Annotated in this window: 7 protein-coding genes; 4 read left to right on the forward strand and 3 right to left on the reverse strand. The window is 60.2% G+C overall.

Annotated elements, in window-relative coordinates:
- The coding region (locus tag WBV42_RS12760; RefSeq protein ID WP_423986368.1) for a helix-turn-helix domain-containing protein at window positions 1-490 on the forward strand (490 nt) is incomplete at its 5' end.
- Between the two features lie 116 nt (window positions 491-606).
- Here WBV42_RS12760 and WBV42_RS12765 read toward each other — a convergent pair.
- Window positions 607-1,020, reverse strand: coding sequence for an EamA family transporter (locus tag WBV42_RS12765; protein WP_423986369.1), 414 nt, complete (start codon window positions 1,018-1,020; stop codon window positions 607-609).
- A gap of 136 nt (window positions 1,021-1,156) precedes the next feature.
- On the opposite strand from WBV42_RS12765, the gene WBV42_RS12770 reads away from it, so the two are divergent.
- From WBV42_RS12770 to WBV42_RS12780, 3 genes are all read left to right on the forward strand, one after another.
- On the forward strand, window positions 1,157-2,485 hold the full coding sequence (locus WBV42_RS12770) for a hypothetical protein (protein WP_423986370.1): 1,329 nt from the start codon (window positions 1,157-1,159) through the stop codon (window positions 2,483-2,485).
- Window positions 2,486-2,656: 171 nt separating this feature from the next.
- On the forward strand, window positions 2,657-2,980 hold the full coding sequence (locus WBV42_RS12775) for a HalOD1 output domain-containing protein (protein WP_423986371.1): 324 nt from the start codon (window positions 2,657-2,659) through the stop codon (window positions 2,978-2,980).
- Window positions 2,981-3,039: 59 nt separating this feature from the next.
- The gene (locus tag WBV42_RS12780; RefSeq protein ID WP_066139539.1) at window positions 3,040-3,276 is read left to right on the forward strand and encodes a hypothetical protein; all 237 of its coding nucleotides are present in this window, start codon (window positions 3,040-3,042) and stop codon (window positions 3,274-3,276) included.
- Here the strand turns inward: WBV42_RS12780 and WBV42_RS12785 are convergent.
- Window positions 3,273-3,689, reverse strand: a complete 417-nt coding sequence (locus WBV42_RS12785) for an SPW repeat domain-containing protein (RefSeq protein ID WP_423986372.1) — start codon at window positions 3,687-3,689, stop codon at window positions 3,273-3,275. The genes WBV42_RS12780 and WBV42_RS12785 overlap by 4 nt on opposite strands.
- A 93-nt stretch (window positions 3,690-3,782) precedes the next feature.
- On the reverse strand, window positions 3,783-4,918 hold a 1,136-nt coding region (locus WBV42_RS12790), incomplete at its 5' end, for an alpha/beta hydrolase family protein (protein ID WP_423986373.1).

Below are 4,918 nucleotides of genomic sequence, written 5' to 3' on the forward strand. Positions count from 1 at the left end.
GACTCGAAACCCGAACGCGATTCGGGAGGAGTTGGGCGAAGTCGAGGACCTCCACTCGTTTCGGGAGATGGATTCCGACGGGGAGGTCGTGATCATCGAATATTGTTCACCGGAGCCGAAAATGCAACGACTGGTATCCGAGTCGGGGACCGTTCCCCATTATCCCGTCGTCTTCCGCGATGGAACGGTCACCGCTACCCAGGCTACGTCGCACGCACAACTGTCCGAACTCACGGATTCATTCGAATCCGCGGGAATCGCGTACAACATTCGATCCCTCGTTCAAAGTCTCGACCCGGACGATCTCATCACCGCTCGTCAGCAGCAGTTCATCGAGAAAGCGGTCGACCGAGGGTACTACGAGACACCTCGAAGATGCACCCTGACGGAACTCGCCGCCGAAATGGACGTTCACAAGACGACTGCAGGTGACATCCTCCATCGCGCGGAACGACGGATAATCACGGAGTTCGTTGCGAGACAGTCGTAGCGGTCGGAAATCGGGGGAGGGTTCGTTTTCGTCCGGATGGAATCCATTCGCCGAACGGCGGGCTACCTGGAGACGGAATTTGCGTATAGCGACATAGAATATACAGAGCCGTCAGCTCACGTCGCCAGAAGGGCGACAGCACCGATAGCAAGCCCGATACCCGCCAAATCCCGTATATCGACGGAGTCGCCGAGGAACAGCACGCCGAGAATCGCAGCGACGACGAAGTAGAGTGCGGTAACGGTCGTCGCGATGGCGGTATTGCCGCGTTGAAGCGCGGCGTAGTAACTGATGGAACCGATACCGGAGAATACCCCACCGGCGACGGCGAAGGCGACGCCGGATCCGGAGAGGGATACGGGGTCGGATTGGACGGCGATGTACGTGATTGCGACGCCCACACCGACGATATACGAGATCGCCATCGCCACTTCCGGCGCGAGGGTACGGGTGGCGAGGTCGGCAAACACCGCCCAAACGCCCCACGCGAGCATACCGACCAGTGCGAAGTAGATAGCTGTTCGAACCATATGCGGTTGAGAAACGGTACACGGACGAATGTGTTCGGGTTCCGGCGGAGAAGGAGCTATCAACCGTCGGTCAGAGAGTGCCTGACTCGGGCGTAGTCGAAGTATAACAAACTGCCCTATCCGTGACTCCCCGAACATGAGACGTCCGACGATACTCACACTCGTCCTCATCGTCGCGTTCGCCGTCGGGGCGATGACGATAGGCACGGAGGGGATGCAGGCGAACGAGGAACCGAGCGAGCGCTGGAACCAAACGTACGGCGGTTCCGGCGACGATATCTTCGCGGACATCGCCCCGACGGACGATGGCGGCTACATCCTCGCTGGAGAGACGGAGAGCGATGGCTCGGGTATCGACGGTTGGGTGATGAAGGTCGACGGGGACGGTGAACAGAAGTGGACGCGGACGTTCTCCGGGCCGGGAACGGACAGGTTCTACTCCGTTGCGACGACTGATGACGGATACGTCGTCGCCGGACGGACCGACCGCGACGGAACGCCGATGGGGTGGATACTCGAACTCGGGGCGGACGGTTCGACACAGCGGGAGCGAACGCCGGGAACCGGCGCGTTCTACGGCGTCGAGCACGACGAATCGGGGTATATCTTCGCGGGATGGACGCAGGGGGACTCGGGTACCGACGGATGGCTTCTCAAACAGGACGGATCGGGCGCGAAGACGTGGGAGAAGACGTACGCCACACCCGATGGAACCACGAATGGGCTGTTCAAGGCCGTCGTTCCCACGTCGGATGGGTACTTCGTCGCGGGGCAACTCGACGGCGACAGTCAGGACGGATGGATACTCCGCGTCGGGAAAAACGGGGAACGACAATGGCAACGGACGCACGGCGGTTCGGATCGTGAGGCGGTGTGGGCAGCGACCGGTGACGAGAACGGTGTCGTCATCGCGGGCGAGTCCGAAAGCGGCGAGTCACGTGACGGTTGGGTGTTCCGATACGACAAGCGTGGCGAGTTGAAGTGGGAGAAACGGTTCGGCGGCGACGAGGTCGATTGGCTCGACTCGGCGATGCCGACGGACGACGGTGGCTACCTGTTCACCGGCGGAACGTTGACGGGAGGAATCGGCAGTTCGGACGGGTACGTGGTGAAAACCGGGTCGGACGGAACCCTCGACTGGGAGAAAGCGTACGGGAGCGACTCGTGGGACAAGCCATGGCCGGCCGTTCGATCACACGACGGAGGCTACATCCTCGCCGGACAGACCGGCGGGTTCGGCGCGGATGGCAAGGACGGCTGGATTCTCGAACTCGGCCCCGGAGCGGCGAGTCAGCAAGCATCGACGACCGATTCGAAAACCACGACGGAAGGAACAGTCCAAGAGACTGGTTCGTCCCAAGGGACGAATAGGTCGTCCGAGGGGACGAGCCTCCCCGGATTCACGGTTCCGATAGCGATCATCGCGCTTGCGTTGCTCGGCCTGGGGATGCGCTATCGATCATGAGATATCGTTACGACGGATTTGAGGCTGCGCTGTTCGAGCCTCCCTGCGTCTGAATACGAAGTGTTGCTGAGACGAGAACGGTACGTGACTGTTCCTTTCAGCTTCAATCGAGGTTCTTTTATTGTTGTACTCAGTTTATGTCTCTAACTAAGTTCATCGAAGCGGTCTATTATGAAAGAAGGGCAATTCACAGAACGGGCGACGGAACTCGACCGTAACGGACGAGCGGCGTATCGTGTCACGGGCGACACCGACGATACCAGCACCCGAATCATTCGGGGTATAGACGATATCGTCGGGGAGGATACGGAGAGACAGACGTGGTTGTACGACAGAGTCGACCCCGACGCGTTGGACGCGATTTTCAAGCAGAAACACGACGGGACGTCTCGAACCGAAGGAAAAGTCGTCTTCAACGCACGTGGCTGTGAAATCGTCGTCCAAGCCGACGGTGATATCATCATCTACGCGCCCGCCGACGACTCGTCCGAGTAGCCGATCGAATCCGAAACGGTATTCAATACCCGGCTACGAGTGGCGTCAAGAACCGATTAATGACCGAAAAAGCATCCGTTACTTTCCGCGAACTCTGTCAAGAACTGCCAGTACAAACTGGGCTATTCAGTTTTGGTCCGATACTGTTGGGAATCGCCCAACTGTGGAACGGCTTTGCCCATCAGACTGCGCTCTCGTTCAACGCCATGTTCGCCGTCGTGATGGTCGGGTTCGCGGTGCTCATTACCCGCTACCACCTCGCGTCGTTTCAGTTGGATAAGTTGGAACGGATTTAGGCGGTTCCGGCAGGTGCCCCCGCCCGCTCGCTCCGTCCCGCGTAGGCGTTGTACCCGGCAACGATCGCGACGACGATACCCGAGATGATGTCACTCCAGAACGCCGTCGAGGCGGTCATGATGAACGGAGTGAGTATCATCCAGAGACCCAACAGCGCGACGAACGACGAACTCCCCACGCTGTTCCCCATCTCTCGCGACATGCGGTAGTAGTTATACCCCGCGATGAGGAAGATAGCCGCGCCGATGATGAGGTTGTTCCAGTAACTCGTCATCGACATCGACGGGTAGACGAACGCGGAGACGAATATCCATGCCCCCACGAGCGAGACGAACCCACTCAGCCATTTCAGTCCCGATTCACGGGAGTCGGTACTCCGTGTCGTTCGTTCCCTTGCTTCTGTTTCACTCATTAGTGTTTCCCCGGAAGAGGGTAGGGCGAGAGAACGAATAAAGCGAGCGACCGTTTAAGACGAAAACCGAATCGTACAACCGCTAAGGTGCCGTTACACCCGATTCGGGTCGTACGTTTCGAACCATTCCGTGAGCTGTTCGATGCGGTGAACCGCCCTGTCCGGGTCGCCGATGTTGTGATGCTCACCCTGGTATACGACGAGCTTCGAGGGAACGCCCCGTTTCTTGACGCTGACGTAGAGTTGCTCGGATTGTGACGGCGCGCACCGCCAATCCTCGTCGCCCGCCGTCACCAAGAGCGGTGTTTCGACGTTTTCGACGTCGGTAATACTCGATGCGGCGTCGTAGCCCTCGGGGTTCTCCCACGGCAGACCGAAATCGTTCTCCCACCACAGGTGGGCGTCGTCGGTTCCGTACGCCGAACGGAGGTCGTAGATGCCGTGTTCGGCGGCGGCCGCGGCGAACCGGTCCGTTCTCGTCACGAGATAACCGGTCGTGATACCGCCGTAGGAGAGTCCAGTGACGAAGGTTCGGTCGGAATCGACCCAGCCACGTTCGACGAGGTGGTCGACGCCCGCGAGCACGTCCTCGGATTCGCGTGGTCCCCACTCACCACGGATGACTTCGCTGAACTCCTGTCCGTAGGAACTGCTACCGCGGTAGTTGGGGCGAAACACGATGTACCCCTCGTCCGCCCAGTAGGCGTATTCGAAGGAGAATTCGGGCGCGTCGTAGGCGACGGGGCCACCATGAATGGAGACGACGAGGGGCCGTGGGTCGGGGTCGTCGGGGTCGAAATCCGTCGGAGAGTAGACGAATCCCTCGATGTCGTCGCCCGACTCGTTCTCGTAGACGACGCGCCGACAACCGGGCGTGGCGTGTGCATCCTCGAACGATTCGTTGAGTGCGGTTATCCGGGTCGGCTCCCCGGTATCGAGGTCATTCACGTCCACGGTGGACAGTTCGCCGACGGTTCCCGCGTCGGTGAGCAGGAACGCGACCGTTCCGCCCGCGGCGTCGAACGTTCGGACCGTCAGGTAGTCGCACTGTGCATCGAAGGTGAACGTCGGCGCGTCCTCGTCCGCCGGACAGCGGACGAGACGAGTGCTTCCTTCGTCGCCGATGGGTACGAGAATCGTTTCGTCGTCCTCCCATCGAAGTCGCCCGACGCGTGCGACGGTGCGGTCGAGCGATTCCGTGACGGACCGGTACTCGCCGTCCGCCGCGA

This window comes from Haladaptatus sp., assembly GCF_049589095.1.
Taxonomy (GTDB): Archaea; Halobacteriota; Halobacteria; order Halobacteriales; family Haladaptataceae; genus Haladaptatus.